Consider the following 16,008-nt stretch of genomic DNA (forward strand, 5'->3'; position numbering starts at 1 on the left):
GTCACGACCCCACAGGTGAGTGCACGAGCATCCGGGTTGAGCCGATTTCGATGCGTGAGCCGTCACCGAGGGCCACGTTGGTAACACGCTGGCCGTTGACGACGACGCCATTGGTCGACCCGAGATCTTCGATGCTGACGACAACCTCGCCGCTCGGGGCGGGCTGGACGATAATACGGGCGTGCTCGCGGCTGATCCCCGGATCGTTGATGCGCAGATCGGCCTCGGAGCCTCGTCCGATCGTGAAACCGGGAGGCAGCAGCGGATGCCGGACGCCGTTGACTTCCAGCACCAGGGGCGCACGCTTGATCGCGGTCGTGGAGGCGGCTCCGCCGGTCTCCGCTACGGTCGCGACGGCTTCGGAACTCACCCGGAAACGCCCGACGGAAAGCGACTGGTCGCATTCGTAATCGATACGGATCGGCCCATTGAAAACGTAATGCCGCTCGCCCGCATGCCTGCGCAACTCCGGGACGATGTCGTCGTTGATGGCCCGGGCCATCGGTGCGAGCTCGTCGTAATCGTGCGTGGACAGATGGACGGTGAAATTGTTCGGCACCAGCCGCTTGTCGCGGTTGAGCAGCTTCGCTTGCGAATCAAGCTCTTTGGTGAGCCTGGTCGCGATTTCAATGGGCTCCACCTCGCCGCGGAAGGCTCGCGCGAAGACGGTGTTGACCGCATTCTCGATGCCGCGTTCCACGTTGTGCAACCAGCCCATCGTGCCTCCCTTCAGCAGCTTCCCAGCGGAGCAAACCGAGCTCCGGGCGAACAAAGTCCACCAGCGATACTAGGTCATTGCGCTGTGGACTCGCGCGTCCGGAGCATCCGGAGGCTCATATTCGGGCATTTTCAGCCGGTATGCAACACCGTTTTTCGCCTGTGGACGAGCGTACCGGGGCGCACGCGTGCGGGAGTTCGAGGGTGGTGCGATCAGTTTTCGGCGGCGGTGTCGGCAGCTGCCTTCTCGGCGGCCTCGGCTTCGGCGAGCTTGCTGCGCACATCGTCCATGTCGAGGGTGCGCACCTGCTCGACGAGGCTCTCGAGGGCAGAGGCGGGCAATGCGCCGGCCTGCGAGAAGACCGGGATACCGCCGCGGAAGACCATCAGGGTCGGGATCGACGTGATGCCTGCGGCTCCCGCGAGCTCCTGCTGATCTTCGGTGTCGATCTTGCCGAAGGTGATGTCGTCGTAATCTTCGCTGGCCTGCTCGTAGATCGGCGCGAAGTTACGGCATGGACGACACCAGTCGGCCCAGAAGTCGAGGAAGACGATGTCGTTCTCGCGCAGGGTCTCGTCCAGGTTCTGTGCGGTAATCGCAACGGTGGCCATCTGCATCTCCTGTACTGCCTTGGGTGCGCCACTCACAAGTCACTTCCGTACTTGTTTTCGGGTGCATCCTTACGTCTTATTCGGGTGGCGTGGTCAACTTGTGCTGTCTCGTGAGGCCGATTCCCGGTTCGCGAATGGCCTGCCGGTCTCAGCCCTGGACGCCGGTATTCGCCGACCTGAAGCCGGTGACTATCGACGAGTTCAGAACTAGCTGACTACGCCCGTTGCTCACTCCAACCACAGGCACCGGTTCGTTATTCCCCGTCCGATCCGGACGAGGACGTTGTTCGGCGTTCCGCGAAATCCGCGAGGTGCCCGGGCGGATGCGGTGGCAGGCCTTGGCTCCCGTCCGGCTTGCGTTGTGGATGCCGCGGGTGTTCTGGCTTGCGTTGTGGATCGTGGCTCGCGGTATAGCACGAGCGAACGCCATAGCGCGAGCAAAGGGCTGTGGCGCATGAGAGAACGGCCCTGAACGTTAAAGGACCGGGACTCGCGCACCCACCCCCTGAGACGCGAGTCCCGGTCAGCCGGTCGCACATCGGCAAGCCGGGGGACCGCCGGAATCGACCGTGGTTTCTAGGATGCCACGGCAATGTTGATCATGCCAGCCGTAAGGCGATCCTATATTTTTCCCGGTTCCGGAGATCATCCGGAGATCGGATCAGGCGGATGCCCGGAGCTGTGCGGGCAGCTCAAAGTTCTCCGGCAGCCGGGGAGGAACCAGTTCGGCGATAGTGGCGGCGACTTCGTCCATCCGCTCGGCACCGAAGGTGGTCGCGAGCATCGTCACGCTCAGCGCCGCGACGGCTGCCCCCTCGAACAGCACCGGGACACCCAGGCAGGCGATCCCTGGCTCGTTCTCTTCGATCTCGGTTGCATATCCTCGCTCGCGAGCCTGGACGACGGCCTTGCGCAGGCCCGCGGACTCTGCGTCCGAGTGAGCGAAGACTTCGAGATGATCGTCCGGGATCGGACGGTACGCGAGAATTGCGCGTCCGAGCGAGGTGTTCGCCGCCGGCACGTGGCGTCCGACCTGCGACCAGACGCGGATGGACTTGTCGGGCTCGACCTTGTCGACGTAGATCACCTGGTCACCGTTGAGTACGCCCAGGTGGACGAGCTCGTCCAGATTGCGAGCCAGCACCAACAAGGCCGGACGCAGCTGCTGGGTGAGCGAGGCCGGACCGAAATAGCCGGCGCCCAAACCGATGGCTTCGGGCCCGAGCCGATAGCTGCCGCCGGCGTCCTGGGTGACGAAACCGCGGCTGCGCATGGTGGCCAGCGCGCGATAGGCGGTGGATTTGTTCAGGCCGAGGTCGCGGCCCAGATCGGCCAGCGTCGCGCCTTCGGGCCCTGCGCCTGCCAAGCCGGTGAGCAAGCTGAGCGCGCGATCAATCGCTTCGATGGGTGCCGGGCCGTTGCTCTCGGGGCTGCTCGCCCCGGAGCCGCTGGTCACCGGATTGCTCATGACATTCAGTCTGCCACCTGCGTCGGGGCCCGCCTGAGTCCGGATTGATCGTCAACTGTTTTGACGGCTTCGACCGTTTGCACCGATTCGTCGCCGAGCAAGACGGTCGTCGTTATTGTGAGTGATTTTGCGTGCTGGGCGGGCAAAACCACTCACGATAAATAAGCAGCCCGAATTGTCGCAGGCGCCCGACCGGATTGGGGCATCGACAGACCCGGATCGGCGCATGGGCTTGGGGAGGCAATGCCCAGCTCGCCGTGCCGAGGCCGACGTCGCGATACCCAGGGCCCAGTAATCCAGATCTGGGGAGGCAATGCGGCAACTGGCCCGTCCGAACCGATGCCCGGCTGATATTATCTATTTCGGTAAACGACTCGTCTATTTCGCTGACTGAAACGGACGGTCTCCTGTTCGCAATATCTCTATGAGGAGTGCAGATGAGCGTCACTCTTGACGACATCACCCGTTATCGCATCGTTCCTGTCGTGGTGCTGAATGACGCAGCCAACGCGTCCGGGCTGGGAGATGCCCTGGTCGCCGGCGGGCTGCCGGTTGCAGAAGTCACCTTCCGCACCGCGGCGGCCGCGGATTCGATCAAGACGCTTGCCAAGCGCGACGACATCCTGGTCGGCGCCGGCACTGTTCGTTCGGTCGCCCAGGTCGAGCAGGCCGTGGACGCAGGCGCGTCGTTCATCGTCAGCCCGGGGCTGAGCGCCGACATCGTCAAGCGCTCCCAGGAGCTCGGTGTTCCGGTGCTGCCGGGCGCCGTCACTCCGAGCGAGATCATGCTCGCCCACGAGCTGGGCCTCTCCACAGTCAAGTTCTTCCCGGCCAATGTCTACGGCGGCGCGGCGGCCATCAAGGGCCTGTCGGCTCCGTTCGGCGACACCCAGTTCATTCCGACCGGCGGCGTCAACGTCAACAACCTCGGCGAATTCCTCGGGCTGTCCTGCATCCCGGCGGTTGGCGGCTCCTGGATGGTTCCGGCCAAGGCCGTGGACGCCGGTGAATTCGACAAGGTCACCTCGCTGACCCGCGAGGCCATGGAGCTGGTCGCCCAGTTGAGCGGAGGCACCAAGTGAGCGTCGACCTCGGCATCAAGGCAGCAGAAGACTGCCAGTGGGACGCCCTTTCCCTCGGCGAGATCATGCTGCGCCTCGATCCCGGCGACGGACGCGTGCGCACCGCCCGCGAGTTCAAGGTCTGGGAGGGCGGCGGCGAATACAACGTCGTCCGCGGCCTGCGCAAGGTCTTCGGTCTGCGCTCGGGCGCGTTGACCTCGTTGGTGGACAACGAGGTCGGCCACCTGGTCGAGGACTTCATGATGCAAGGTGGCGTCGACACCTCGCTGATTCGTTGGGTACCCAACGACGGTGTGGGACGCACCGCCCGCAACGGCCTGAACTTCGTCGAGCGCGGCTACGGTGCCCGTGGCTCGGTCGGGGCGAGCGACCGCGGACACACCGCGATCAGCCAGACCAGCGCGTCCGATTGGGATCTCGATGAGATCTTCAACAAAAAGGGTGTGCGCTGGCTGCACACCGGCGGCATATACGCGGCCCTCTCGGAGGTCAGCGCGCAGGCCGTCATCGATGTCTGCAAGGCAGCGAAGGAATCGGGCACGCTGATCAGCTATGACCTGAACTACCGTCCGAGCCTGTGGAAGTCGATCGGCGGCCAGGCCAAGGCGCAAGAGGTCAACCGCGCGGTCGCTCCCTATGTCGACGTGATGATCGGCAACGAGGAAGACTTCACCGCGGCCCTCGGCTTCGAGATCGAGGGCGTGGACGAAAACCTCACCGTGTTGCCGCTCGACTCCTTCAAGAACATGGTGGAGCGCGTCGGCGATGCCTACCCGAACCTCAAGGTGATCGGCACCACGCTGCGCGGCGTGAAGTCCGCCACCATCAACGACTGGAGCGCCATCGCCTGGTCGCGTGCCGATGGCCTGGTCAAGGCGGCCCAGCGCGACGATCTGATGGTCTTCGACCGTGTCGGTGGCGGCGACTCGTTCGCGTCCGGCCTGGTCTACGGCCTGATCTCGGGCGCCGACCTGGAGACCGCCGTCAACTTTGGTGCGGCCCACGGTGCGCTCGCGATGACCACGCCCGGCGATACCTCAATGGCAACCAAGGCCGAGGTGTTGAAGCTGGCCGGCGGAGGTTCGGCCCGCGTCGATCGCTGAGCGAGCGATAACTAACGGGAGTGTCCCAGGCGTCATGCCCGGGACACTCCCTTTGTTTGCGCCTTGATTACTCCCTGGCGGTGGCCGGTGGCGGACGAGTGCGGTGACCCGCGATACTGGGGCCATGCCCGGACCCACAGAAAACCTTTGGGTTGCTGCCCTGCGCAACAATCCCGACCACGCCCGCAACTACGCCGAACGTTGGAGCACCTTCGTCGCCGAGGGACGCGACATCTACGGCGAGGCGCGGACCATCGATGCGATGGTTGACCGGCGTGCCCGCATCTTGGACGCCGGCTGCGGAACCGGACGCATCGGCGGATGGCTCGCCGAACGCGGACACGATGTGACCGGAGTCGATCTCGATGACACTTTGATCGATGTGGCGAAGAGGGATTGGCCGAAGGCGATATGGGAGGTACAGAATCTCGCCGAACTGAACGTGGTCGACGACTCCGGCATACAGCGCCAATTCGACATCGTCGTCTCGGCCGGCAATGTGATGACCTTCCTGGCTGAATCGGAACGCATGCCCGCGCTCGTGCGTATTCAAGACCATCTGGCCCCGACCGGCCGCTTCGTGGTCGGCTTCAGTTCGGGCCGCGACTACGACTTCGAAGAGTTCGAGGCCGACGCGTTCGAAGCCGGAATGGAGATTCAACAGCGCTATTCGACCTGGACGCTGCGCCCTCCCGCCGTGGGCTTCCTCGTTGCGGTGCTCGCACCCGTTGGCGGTACCTCGACGACCGACTCGGTCACTTCAGGCGCCTGCGCGGGTTTCGCGCCTTCGATCGGGCCGCTGATGTGAGGGGCGACGCCGGTCGGCTTGTCGAAGCGGCTTACGGGTCGCGGTCGTGAGGGATGGCCAGTCACATGTGGGCGAACCCATTCACATGAGCGTTCACTTGATGAGACCCGTCATTTTCACACCCGAACGGGGTTAACAAGAGGCCCGCCTGCTGGTTACGAGGTCAACGGCGTGCAAAACCTTCCGCAATCGGGCTCCCCGGCTGATGGTCCGAGCGTGGGCGAGGTGTGACCCAAGCGAATCGTGGAAGATTTTGCACGGTCGATCATTGTGACGGGCTCAGCCGGCGAGGCGCTCACCCAATTCCCGGACCGCGAATTCTCTGGCCGGCACCTGATCAAGCGGATCGGTGTCACGGGCACCGGCGATCGGGTGGATCATCACCTCGTCCACATCGAATTGGCTTGCCAGCTCCTCGATCTGGCCCGCGACCTGATCGGGGTCTCCGATCAGCCAAGGCTCGATGAGCTGATCCCAGACTGGGCCGCTGAGCGGAGGTTCGGCGGCCGATGCCTGCTCCACGCTCAGCAGCGGCGTCATGGGTTGACCGGAGCGCAGCCGGGCCATGCTCACCTGATAGGGCAGTGCCAGCTCGCGGGCCTCGTCCATGCTGTGCCCGACCGAAACGTTGACCGTCAAGAAGGTCCTCGGCTCGCCCGGCCCGGCGAACGAGTCGCGGTACAAGCCGAGCGCCGCCGCAGTGCCCTGGCCCGAGAAGTGATGCGCGAAGACATAGGGCAGACCCATCTGGGCGGCGAGCCTGGCCGAGTAATCGGACGAACCGAGCAGCCAGACCGGCGGAGCCGACGCGGCTTGCGGGGTCGCGTGCAGCTCGAACGTCCGCCCGCCGACCTGTACGCCGAGCCCACCGTCGTCCAGGAGTGCGATGACCTGCTCGACCCAGGAGGGGAACTCGCGCAGGGTCTCGTCCCCGCGTCCGGATCGCAACGCCCAACTGGTCACCGGATCGGTGCCGGGTGCGCGTCCGATGCCCAGGTCGATGCGTCCGGGGAAAGCCGCTTCTAGAAGCGCGAACTGTTCGGCGACCGCAAGCGGAGCGTGATTGGGCAACATCACGCCGCCGGAGCCGATGCGAAGGTTTTCGGTGCGAGATGCGAACAAGGCGATCAGCACGGCCGGGTTGGTGGACGCGACGGCCGCCGCGTTGTGATGCTCGGCCACCCAGTAGCGGGTGAAGCCGCATTGGTCGGCGGCCTTCGCAAGTCCGATCGATGCGCTCAGGGCCTGACCGGTGGTCTGGCCTTCCCGCACGGGGATCAGATCGAGAATTGACATCTTCACCATGGACGCGAGCCTATCTGGCATTGACAGGCCACGACGGCTTCAGCGCAGGTCAGGGCTCATGCAGCCGCGCCCGGAATCTGCTCGCGCGCCAGGTATCTCGGGCGCATCTTCCGATTTCGGGCGCAGCTGTGCGGCTGGCAACAGCTGGTGCTCCATATGTGCGGCTTGATATGTGCGGCTCGGAGAATTATGCACTTCAGGGCGTGGACCCCACGGCGCGATCGGGCATCATGGGAAATGTGAATACCGTCGAGGTCCTTCAACCACGCCGAGTGCGGCTGGACGGCAAGCAGCCCGGGTCCGAGCCGAACGCCGGTGGGGTCATCACCGAGACCGCTCGGCTCCTACCGCAACGTGACCGGACGCTGATCGGTGGCTGGTGTCTCATCGATCACTTCGGGCCGGACGCAGCACCGCTGCGGATCGCGGGACATCCGCATACCGGACTGCAGGCCATGACCTGGCTATTCGACGGGGAGATCAGGCATCGGGATTCGCTCGGCACCGACGAGATCATTCGTCCGGGTGAGGTGGGCGTCCTGACCGCCGGATGGGGCGTGACGCACAGCGAATACTCGGCCAAAGACACGGCGCCTTTGCATGGTGTCGAGTTGTGGGCGGCGCTGCCCGACGCATCCAGGTTCGTCGACCCGGGCTTCGAACAGTTCGCCACCGAGCCGGTGCGCATGGGTGATCACGAGGTGGCCGTCTTCATTGGCGAATTCGGCGACGGCGATTCCCCGGTGACGACCTATTCGCCGCTGTGCGCTGCAGAGATCCGCTTCACCACCGACGATCCGCTGGTGGTCGATGTGCCGGCCGGTTGGGAGTTCGGTGTGCTCGCGGATTCCGGTGTCGTGCAGGTTGACGAGATCAAGGTCCCTGCGGGATCGCTCGGCTACCGGGCCTCCGGGTCAGATCGGTTGCGCCTCCAGGCCCATGCGAACGCGGGCGAGATCGTCCGGGCGATCGTGCTCGGTGGCGAGCCGCTGGATGAGGACATTTTGCTCGCCTGGAACTTCGTCGGACGCAGCCACGACGAGATCGCCGCCTGGCGCGCCAACTGGCAGGCGGGCATCGGCGCCGAACAAGGTGGCGACAACCCGAAGAACTTCCCGCTGGTCGCCCGCACCGACGACGATCCGGAGTATCCGGCGCCGCCACTGCCGCCGGTGCGGTTGCGTCCGCGCCACTGACCGGTCCAGTAAAAGACCGATACCAGCGGTGACTCGCGCCCCTCCAACCAGATCCTCGATCTGAGCGGAGGACCGCAAGTGCGCCAGCTATCGTCTCTATCACCAGTCGGGTAGGGCGAATAGCAGAGGTCGAAAAGGTCGTGGGCTTGCAGAAAGGCACCGAAGGCGGCGCCGTGGCCGCCGCTGTGCTGGGGGCCGTGTTGTTCGGCACCTCGGGCACCAGCCAGGCTTTTGCACCCACAGCCACCGAGCCGCTGTCTTTGGGCGCCGCCCGGTTGATCATCGGTGGATCGCTGCTCGGCGTGCTCGGACTTCTCCGCCATCGCCGATCAGTTAGAAGTGCCTCCCGCTTTGCGGCGGCCTTGCCCCTTGCGGCGGCCGGATCGCTTGAAGCCGGAGAAGTTGCGCGGGCCGGATCAGCAGGAGAATCGTCCAAGCCAAGCAGGCTGGTCTCGATCTGGATCGCGGTTGCGGCGGTGGCAACCACCTGTTATCAGGCGACCTTCTTCGCCGGAGTCCGGGCCAACGGGGTGGCGGTGGGCACCGTCATCGCGCTCGGCTCGACACCGTTGTTCGCGGGCCTGTTCGAGTGGGCGTTGATGCGTAAACGTCCTGGTCTGCGCTGGTTGGTGGCCACCACGCTGTCGGTTCTGGGCGTGGTGCTACTGGCCGATCTGACCAACGCCGACATCCGGACGACCCCGGCCGGGGTCGCGTTCTCGCTGGCGGCCGGTGCCTCGTATGCGCTCTATACGGTGGCCATCAAGTCCTTGTTGGAACGCGGCTGGCATTCTGCGTCCGCCACTTCGGCGGTTTTCTCGGTTGCCGCGCTGCTGGCGGTGCCGATCTTCTTATCCACCCCGACCGGCTGGATCACCGAGCCCACCGGCATCGGAGTGGTCGTCTGGCTGGCGGTGGTGTGCACCCTCGGCGCATATCTGCTTGTCGGTGTCGGAATCAGCGGGCTTCCGGCGACCACCGTCGCGACCCTGGCGCTGGCCGAACCGGCCACGGCCACCGGGCTGGGCGTCCTCTTGCTGGGCGAGAAGCTGTCGATTCTGCAGGGGCTCGGTATCGTCGCGGTCGCAGCCGGGGTGCTGGTCGCCGGAAGCCGGAGCAAGAGTGGCGTGGTGATGGCTTCAAGCGACGTTGTAACGGAGGCGCGCAGCCTCGACGATTGAGGCTTCCAGAGGATGGTGATACCCAGAAGGAGCCGCTAAAGAGGTGCCCAGAGAGGGAAAACCGATATCAGCTCGCCCCACGGGCCCGGGCGACGTCGTCGTCCGGCTCGGCAGTATCGGTCACGTGCTCGTCCTTGCCGAGCAGTTGGTCGCGCCAGATACCGAGGCGGGTGGGTAGGTCGAGGGTCTCCAGGCGCTCCCGCAAGATCGCGCTCTCCTCGCCGAGCCAGGAGCGGACGTTCTGGTCGAGGGTCTCCAGCCGCTCGCGCATCTCCTGGCCAGAGCCCTCGAACCGGTCCTGCAGTTCGTCGCCAGCCTGGTTGAGCCATTCGCGCAGCTCGGGGCCGATCTCGTCGAGCTGGATCTTCCAATGCGGACGAAACTTCGCCAGCTGGTCGGCGAAGTAATTGTGTTCCAGCCGGCTGCGCACCTCGCGGCGCAACACCTTGCCCATCTCGTTGCGGGGCAGCTCAGTGACCACGAAGAAGCGGCGCGGCACCTTGTAGGCCGCCAGCCGCTCCTTCACCGAATGCCGCAGCTCGTCCACATTGGGCAGTAGGCCGTCGGTCGTGACGACCGCGGCAACCACCTCCTCGACACCCAACTCATTGGCGAGCCCGACCACCGCGATGTCATCGATGCCGTCGTGGTCGCGCATTGCCTGCTCGACCTCGGAGGGATACACGTTGAAGCCACCGGTGATCACGACCTCCTTGATGCGGTCGACGATGTGCAGGAAGCCGTGTTCGTCCGGTTTGGCGATGTCGCCGGTTCGGAACCAGCCGTCGACGAATGCGTCCGATTCATCGGTTAGGAGATTGCGGTAGCCGGCGAAGACCTGCGGGCCCTTGACCAGGATCTCGCCGGGTTGGCCGAACGGCACCTCGCGCGACGGGTCTTCCGGGTCGGTGAGCTTCACCTGCGTGTCGGGGAAGGGCACGCCGATCGAGTCGGCCTTGCGGTCATGGTTGACCGGGTTGCCCGCGACGATCGGCGAGCATTCGCTCAGCCCGTAGCCTTCGATCAGCAGGCCTCCGGTGGCCTGCTCCCATTTGTCGATCAGCTCACCGCGCAGTGACATGGCCCCCGAGATGCCGGTGCGGATGCCCCGCAGCGAAACCCCGCGCTCGGCGGCGCCGTCCACGATGCGTTCGAACAGCGGCGGCACCGCGATGGCCATGGTGGGGGTGCAGCGCTTGATCGCGTCCAGAATCAGGCCGGTCTCGGGTTTGGGAATCAGATGCAGCATCGCGCCGTCGGTCAGCCCGGCGTTCATCGACAGTGAGCAGCCGAAGACGTGGAACAGCGGCAGGCAGGCCAGGAAGACGTCGCGGCCCGGCTTGAGCGGGGTCACCCATTCCATCGCCTGTGCGGTGGACGCCAGCAGGTTGGTATGGGTGAGGGGCACGCCCTTGGGAGTACCCGTGGTGCCCGACGTATACAACAGCAGCGCGATGTCGTCCGCGGCCGGGCGCAGGTCGACGGGTGCCGGGCGTCCCGGGCCCGTGAGTTTTTCGAAGGAGATGGTGCCTTTGGCCGGACGAGAAAGTTGCGCGCGGCTCTGCTTCGCCTTGGCGATGGGCAGCCGCAGCATGAGGCGCTTGAGCAGCGGCATCGCGCTGATCATGTTGATCGAGATGATGGTCTCGGGGGCCACGTCTTCGGGAAGAGCTTGAAGCACCGGGGCGGCCGCGTCCCACACGATCGCCACCCGGGCGTGATGGTCGCCGAAAAGGGGGCCGAGCTCGTCGGCGGTGTAGAGCGGATTGTGCTCGACAACCGTGGCCCCACAGGCCAGAACGGCGTAGAAGGCGATGACATGCTGAGGGCAGGTGGGCATCAACAGCGCAACGTAATCGCCCGGCCGCACGCCGAGCTCGTGAAGGTGCCCGGCGACATTGGTCACCGCGCGCTTGAGTTCGGTGAAGTTCATCCGTGCACCGAAGAAGTCGAGCGCCGGACGATCGTGGAACTGCTGGGTGAACCGGTCGAACGCGTCGACGAGGGTTCCGCCCGGATAGTTGATCTCCCGCCGCACGGCAGGGTCATAGGCCCCGGCCCACAGTTCATCGAGCGTTGGCATATCTGGTGACTCCCGTGCGTGTGTGGTCGAGAACGGCTCAACCGACTGAGGTCAAGGGTATTGCCCGCGCCCAGCAGTTGCGCCGTCGTTGCCACCAACGTGACCCGGAAGCTTTTGGGGGTTGTCCACGACGCTGGGCTGCGGCGCGCTTCAGGCCTGGACGAGTTGGACCGCGGTGGTCCCGTCGCCCGACGTCAGGGTCAATCTGGTTCCTTCGATGTGGTAATTCACGGCACTGGTGAGTGCGGTGGGGAGTGCTTCGTCCTGCTGCATGATCCCCTCGGGGTCGAGGCAGCCCATCTCGGTCTTGGCCAGTTCGCCGAGCTTGAGCGTGCCCTCGGGCGCGACCTGGTAGGTCCCGCTGATCGAATTACAGCCGGTTGTGCCCGTCATGGTGCCGTCGTCGCCGAAACTGACCGTGGGATCCGTGCCGGCGAGAACGCTGACGATGGCGTCCTGGCCGTCGTAGTAGCTGGTCACCTGCCAACTTGTGCCGGCCAGTTCCTGGGGCTGCGCGGTGAAGATGGCCAGTGCCCTGTCCTGCTCATACAAGGTCAATTGGTCGTCCACGATCGCGAACTTGGTGGTGCGCGGCAGTGCGTCCATAAACGCATTTTCTTGGGGCATGATCGGTCCCGGGCAGGCCATCATCGTCGAGATCAAGCCGCTGATGCCGAGCTGATCGCCGTCGAGCGTGTAATTGCCGCCGTATCCGTTGCAGCCGCCCGAACCGCCGAGCGTGCCGTCTTCATTGAATGTCAGTGTCGTGCTGGCGTCCTCGACCGCGGGTTCGTCGTTCAGTTCGTCCAGCACCCAGGTGGGGCCCACCAGGCCCGATGCGCCACCGTCGCCGGGCAGCGACGTCCGATCGAACGGGGTGGGGGTCACTGCGCATCCGGTGAACAGCAATACGGACGCCAAGACTGCGGCTGGCCAGAATCGTTTCGGCATCGGTTCTCCTCCACGTCGATGTGTCTAGAGATCCATTGTGCTCGACGATCCGGACCGGTGAGCGGGGGGATGTCTTCCCGACCCCAAAGGACTGTCGCTGCCTGTGGGTCCCTGGATCGGGCACCGCACGCTCTTAGCGGCTGGTCAACATCATGTGCGTGATGAGCCTGTCGAGACGCCGCACATCGACCCCCTTGCCGAGCTTGACCTTGATGTGGCCCGCACGTGTCCACAACCCCAATTCCGAGTTCCAATCCAGCGTGCCGGCGTTCTCCGACGACCACATGTCAATACGGGAGTAGGGGAGTGAATAGATCTCGACCTTCTTGCCGGACATGCCCTGTGCATCTCTCACGATCAGGCGCATGTTGGTGAAGAGCGTGACAAGGCGAGAGGATGCGGAATCTCGGGAAATGAGACGAGAATTAACGTAACCTGAATTGCTCGTGTTAATGTCTGTGCATGGCCAACTACTTGGTGCGTCGCCACTACCTCGATCTGGCGTACATGCACACTATGTGTTGTCGCTGACCATGCCCTTCGGCGGATTCTGATCCGCTTGCTCGCCCCGGGCTTGAGCACTCTATTCATCGCCGTCCGGTTTTTGTAACGGCTTCGCGAACACCAGAATCTGGCGGATCACAGTATCCGTTTACGTCATTCGTAGCCATTGGTTCTCGGCCCTTGATTGTCTGTGGATTTCGGGCTGACGGTAATTCGCGCTCAATTCCTCGTCCATTAGACAAGTGCGCCCGAATTCGGACGCAGTTGTGATCACTGCACCCATTTGCCCAAAGTTCGAATCTCTCAAACTTCAGGATTCTCATGCATAAGAAATCAGTCGTCGCCCTCGTCTCAGTGTTCGCTCTCGCCTCACTGACCGCCTGCGGCTCACAGGCCGCCGGGTCGACCGACTCTCCCCAGAGCGGCGACTCGTCGTCCACGACCGGAGACACGACCGGGGACAAGGGAGTGCTGACCGTCGGCGGCACCGGGGTCAGCTACCCGCAAAGCTATGTCGAGAACGACGAACTGGTCGGCTTCGACACCGAGGTGATCGCAGCAGCTGCGGAACGGGCCGGATACACGGTCGAATTCACCACCATGGACTTCCCGGGTCTGCTCGGGGCGGTGAGTTCGGGCAAGATCGACACCACGGCGACCAACCTGACCTGGACGCCCGAGCGCGCTGCGGTCTACGTCTTCAGCAGCGCCTACGCATTCGATGGCGTCGGGCTCTCCGTGCAGAAGGACAACGACGCGATCAACACCCCGGAGGATCTCTACGGCAAGGTGATCGCGACCGGAGCCGGCACCACGAACGAGGCTGCCGTCACCGCCTGGAACGAGGCGACCGGGGCCAATGCCGAGATCCGCACCTACGACACCTCACAGAGCGCACTGCAGGACGTGCTGCTCGGCCGGGCCGACGGCCAGGCGGCCCCACGTGGCGGCACGATCGCCAACATTGAGAACCGTGGCCTCGAACTCAAGGTCATCGGCGATCTGCTGACCTTCGAGCAGACGCGTTTCCCGTTCGCCGATACCGAGCGCGGACGCCAACTCGCCACCGACATCTCCGCCGCGATCGCCGAACTGCAGGCTGACGGAACGCTGGCCGAACTCAGCAACAAGTACTTCACCTATGACCGCACCGTCGCAGGAGAGGAATTCAACACACCCGACCCGACCCAGCTCAGCCTCCCGGAGGACTTCGCGGACGCTGCCGCCTCGGCCACGCCATCCGCTGCCTGACCCGACGGCCTGGACGCAGCAGAGACACGAATCTGACAACCAATAACACCAATAGCCGCGTTACCAATCGGGAAGCTGGATCATGGGATTCGATGCAAGTTATATCTGGGATTCATTCCCGGCATTGGTGAAGTATTTGCCGATAACGCTGCTACTCGCGGTTGTCTCGATGTTCTTCGCCGTGCTGATCGGCCTCGTGCTGGCCATCTGCCGATTCAACAAGATCCCGGTACTCAATCAGTTGGCCGCCGCATACATCTCGTTCTTCCGCGGCGTGCCGACCCTGGTCCAGCTTTTCCTCATCTACTTCGGGCTGCCACAGATCATTCCGGCGATGTCTTCTCTGGACGCGATGACCGCCGCGATCATGGGGCTGAGCCTCAAAGAGGCGTCCTATCTGGCGGAGATCTTCCGGGCGGCGTTGACCTCGGTAGATCGCGGTCAATATGAGGCCGGATTATCCACGAGATTGAAACCCCGCCAGATCTATCAGCATTACGTGCTTCCGCAGGCAGCCTTCAATGCCCTGCCATCGACCGGAAACATCTTCATCGGACTCATCAAGGAAACGTCGATCGTCTTCACGTTGGGCATCACCGAAATGTTCGCCAGCGCCCAGATGGTTGCCGCAAACAACTTCCACTACTTCGAGACATATCTGATGGCCGGCCTGCTCTATTGGGCAGTTATCGCCATTGTGGGATATCTGCTCGAACTCCTCGAAAAATCAATCGGCCGTCCTTATCAAAGGTGAAAAAGATGACAATCAGCGTGACCAACTTACATAAGAGTTTCGGCAGCAATCATGTGCTGCGGGGCATCGACTTGCATGTCGACGAGGGTGAAGTGGTGGCCCTCATCGGCCCATCGGGGTCCGGCAAGTCGACGCTGCTGCGCTGCCTGAACCTACTCGAGACCCCTGAACAGGGCGAGATCTCGGTCGGCGATGCGCAGATCGACGCGTCCAAGATCAGCAGGGGCGGCGCGCATCAGCTGCGGTCGAAAACCGCGATGGTTTTCCAGAACTACAACCTCTTCCGCAATCGCACGGTGCTGCAGAACGTCACCGATTCGATGCTGATCCGACGGCGCGCCCATAAGGCGGAGGCTCGCGAGACCGGGCTGGCGCTGCTCCGCAGGGTCGGCATCACCGACGAGACTATTCGGCAGTATCCGGTGACGCTGTCGGGCGGGCAGGCTCAGCGGGTTTCCATCGCCCGAGCGTTGGCGGTCGACCCCGAGGCCGTGCTCTTAGACGAGCCGACGTCGGCCCTCGACCCGGAACTGGTCAACGAGGTGCTCTCGGTGATCCGCGATCTGGCCGACCAGAGGACGACGATGGTGATCGTCACCCATGAGATGGCGTTCGCGGCCGAGGTCGCCGACCGGGTCGTCTTCATGGATCAGGGCCAGATCGTCGAGCAGGGTCCGGCTAAGCAGCTGATCACCAATCCGCAGCAGCCCCGCACTCAGCAGTTCCTGCGCCAGGTCGCCCGGGAGCCGAAGGCCACCGTGACCCCGATCAATGCGCACGACAACAACGACCTTTTGGACGAGCTGTACCTCGAGTCGAAGGCGGTGGGCTGATGAGCGGCGTTCAACTTGGACGAGCAGTCGATGCACGAAGGCAGTTCGAGGAATCCGGTTTCGCCAGTCTCGTTTCTGAAGGCTCAGCCCGCATGGTCCGCACGTCGGGGTCGAGGGCCTTGTCATTGGCGGGGTCGGCGGCGCGAGGGGAGATCGTCCG

General features: G+C 64.1%; 15 protein-coding genes. 8 read left to right on the forward strand and 7 right to left on the reverse strand.

Going from position 1 to position 16,008, the window contains the following annotated elements; translation table 11 throughout:
* Window position 1: 1 nt before the first annotated feature.
* From QQ658_RS14975 to QQ658_RS14985, 3 genes are all read right to left on the reverse strand, one after another.
* Window positions 2-718 carry an FHA domain-containing protein gene (locus tag QQ658_RS14975; protein ID WP_286025631.1) on the reverse strand — a complete coding sequence of 239 codons (717 nt, stop codon included), beginning with the start codon at window positions 716-718 and terminating at the stop codon, window positions 2-4.
* A 212-nt stretch (window positions 719-930) separates the two neighbouring features.
* Complete coding sequence (gene trxA / locus QQ658_RS14980) at window positions 931-1,329, reverse strand: thioredoxin (RefSeq protein ID WP_286025632.1); 399 nt, start codon at window positions 1,327-1,329, stop codon at window positions 931-933.
* Window positions 1,330-1,990: 661 nt separating this feature from the next.
* Window positions 1,991-2,797 carry an IclR family transcriptional regulator gene (locus tag QQ658_RS14985; protein ID WP_286025633.1) on the reverse strand — a complete coding sequence of 269 codons (807 nt, stop codon included), beginning with the start codon at window positions 2,795-2,797 and terminating at the stop codon, window positions 1,991-1,993.
* 437 nt (window positions 2,798-3,234) lie between these two features.
* On the opposite strand from QQ658_RS14985, the gene eda reads away from it, so the two are divergent.
* The 3 genes from eda to QQ658_RS15000 all read left to right on the forward strand — a co-directional run bounded on the left by eda (window position 3,235) and on the right by QQ658_RS15000 (window position 5,790).
* Complete coding sequence (gene eda, locus QQ658_RS14990) at window positions 3,235-3,879, forward strand: bifunctional 4-hydroxy-2-oxoglutarate aldolase/2-dehydro-3-deoxy-phosphogluconate aldolase (protein WP_286025634.1); 645 nt, start codon at window positions 3,235-3,237, stop codon at window positions 3,877-3,879.
* A complete protein-coding gene (locus QQ658_RS14995; protein WP_286025635.1) occupies window positions 3,876-4,982 on the forward strand; it encodes a sugar kinase in 1,107 nt (368 codons plus the stop codon). Before eda ends, QQ658_RS14995 begins: the two co-directional genes overlap by 4 nt.
* A 124-nt stretch (window positions 4,983-5,106) precedes the next feature.
* Complete coding sequence (locus tag QQ658_RS15000) at window positions 5,107-5,790, forward strand: class I SAM-dependent DNA methyltransferase (protein ID WP_286025636.1); 684 nt, start codon at window positions 5,107-5,109, stop codon at window positions 5,788-5,790.
* A 279-nt stretch (window positions 5,791-6,069) separates the two neighbouring features.
* On the opposite strand, the gene QQ658_RS15005 is transcribed toward QQ658_RS15000, so the two are convergent.
* Window positions 6,070-7,095, reverse strand: coding sequence for an LLM class flavin-dependent oxidoreductase (locus tag QQ658_RS15005; RefSeq protein ID WP_286025637.1), 1,026 nt, complete (start codon window positions 7,093-7,095; stop codon window positions 6,070-6,072).
* A gap of 239 nt (window positions 7,096-7,334) precedes the next feature.
* Between QQ658_RS15005 and QQ658_RS15010 the strand changes: the two genes are divergently transcribed.
* Window positions 7,335-8,291 carry a pirin family protein gene (locus QQ658_RS15010; RefSeq protein ID WP_286025638.1) on the forward strand — a complete coding sequence of 319 codons (957 nt, stop codon included), beginning with the start codon at window positions 7,335-7,337 and terminating at the stop codon, window positions 8,289-8,291.
* Window positions 8,292-8,431: 140 nt separating this feature from the next.
* Window positions 8,432-9,472 carry a DMT family transporter gene (locus tag QQ658_RS15015; RefSeq protein WP_286025639.1) on the forward strand — a complete coding sequence of 347 codons (1,041 nt, stop codon included), beginning with the start codon at window positions 8,432-8,434 and terminating at the stop codon, window positions 9,470-9,472.
* A gap of 67 nt (window positions 9,473-9,539) precedes the next feature.
* Here QQ658_RS15015 and QQ658_RS15020 read toward each other — a convergent pair whose 3' ends face one another.
* From QQ658_RS15020 to QQ658_RS15030, 3 genes are all read right to left on the reverse strand, one after another.
* On the reverse strand, window positions 9,540-11,555 hold the full coding sequence (locus QQ658_RS15020; RefSeq protein WP_286025640.1) for an AMP-binding protein: 2,016 nt from the start codon (window positions 11,553-11,555) through the stop codon (window positions 9,540-9,542).
* A 150-nt stretch (window positions 11,556-11,705) separates the two neighbouring features.
* Window positions 11,706-12,506 (reverse strand): META domain-containing protein, encoded by an 801-nt coding sequence (locus QQ658_RS15025; protein WP_286025641.1) that lies wholly within the window; start codon window positions 12,504-12,506, stop codon window positions 11,706-11,708.
* 133 nt (window positions 12,507-12,639) lie between these two features.
* Window positions 12,640-12,960 carry a PH domain-containing protein gene (locus QQ658_RS15030; protein WP_353057966.1) on the reverse strand — a complete coding sequence of 107 codons (321 nt, stop codon included), beginning with the start codon at window positions 12,958-12,960 and terminating at the stop codon, window positions 12,640-12,642.
* 371 nt (window positions 12,961-13,331) lie between these two features.
* Here QQ658_RS15030 and QQ658_RS15035 point away from each other — a divergent pair, with 371 nt between their 5' ends.
* The 3 genes from QQ658_RS15035 (at window position 13,332) to QQ658_RS15045 (ending at window position 15,848) form a co-directional block, all read left to right on the forward strand.
* A complete protein-coding gene (locus tag QQ658_RS15035) occupies window positions 13,332-14,261 on the forward strand; it encodes a transporter substrate-binding domain-containing protein (RefSeq protein ID WP_286025642.1) in 930 nt (309 codons plus the stop codon).
* A gap of 82 nt (window positions 14,262-14,343) precedes the next feature.
* The gene (locus QQ658_RS15040) at window positions 14,344-15,015 is read left to right on the forward strand and encodes an amino acid ABC transporter permease (RefSeq protein WP_286025643.1); all 672 of its coding nucleotides are present in this window, start codon (window positions 14,344-14,346) and stop codon (window positions 15,013-15,015) included.
* A gap of 5 nt (window positions 15,016-15,020) precedes the next feature.
* Window positions 15,021-15,848, forward strand: coding sequence for an amino acid ABC transporter ATP-binding protein (locus QQ658_RS15045; RefSeq protein WP_286025644.1), 828 nt, complete (start codon window positions 15,021-15,023; stop codon window positions 15,846-15,848).
* Window positions 15,849-16,008 lie beyond the last annotated feature (160 nt).

Source organism: Propionimicrobium sp. PCR01-08-3 (assembly GCF_030286045.1).
Taxonomy (GTDB): Bacteria; Actinomycetota; Actinomycetes; order Propionibacteriales; family Propionibacteriaceae; genus Brooklawnia.